This window comes from Paraburkholderia sp. BCC1886, from assembly GCF_900996245.1.
In the GTDB taxonomy this organism is placed as follows: domain Bacteria; phylum Pseudomonadota; class Gammaproteobacteria; order Burkholderiales; family Burkholderiaceae; genus Paraburkholderia.
This window is the reverse complement of sequence record NZ_CAAJGK010000082.1, coordinates 1-620: the sequence shown is the minus strand read 5'-3', so window position 1 is coordinate 620 and position 620 is coordinate 1. Positions and strand designations below refer to the sequence as shown.

Below are 620 nucleotides of genomic sequence, written 5' to 3'. Positions count from 1 at the left end.
GGTGCGCCAACAGCGCTTCGGCGCTCGTCGCGGCGGTGCCGGCCTGGGGCGCCTTCGGTGCCTCGGGTGCGGGCGCAGCCAGTGGCGCGCTCGCGGCGGCGGCCTTCTCGTCGACATCGTCGACGTCGTCTTCATCCACGTCGCGACCGGCGGCCGCCTTCGCGCCGGTCTTGCCGTTGTCGGAGCCGGCCTCGATGCTGAACGGGATGAAGTCGGTCGAGGGCCAGCCGAACAGGTGATGGCTGCCGAGCATCAGCACGATCGCCAGGCCCGCGGCGAACAGCCCCGCCAACAGCGCATAGCCGCCGGTGAGCAGCAGCAGGTAGAACATGAAGGGCACCAGCAGCAGCAATTGCAGCAGGCCCAGCCCGGCGATCGAGGCGAACACGCGCATCAGGTTGCCGAACGAGCGGCGCGTCTCCCACTGGCGGAAGTTGGCCTGCGCGCGCAGCTCGCGGGCGAGCTTGGCGGGGTCGCCCAGCGCGGCCACCACCTCGGGCTCGCTTCGGCCGGCGGCCAACGCGTCGCCGATGTACTCGCGGTAGTCGGCGACGATCTCGTCGACCACGTGCTTCGGCAAACTCCGCAGTTCATGCCGCAATTGCTCGATGAATGCGTCC

The 620-nt window shown here is 70.2% G+C and carries 1 protein-coding gene; it reads right to left on the bottom strand.

Annotation, left to right across the window (positions count from 1 at the left end; all coding sequences use genetic code 11):
• On the bottom strand, window positions 1-620 hold a 620-nt coding region (locus tag FQ746_RS26670), incomplete at both ends, for a DUF1700 domain-containing protein (RefSeq protein ID WP_144112792.1).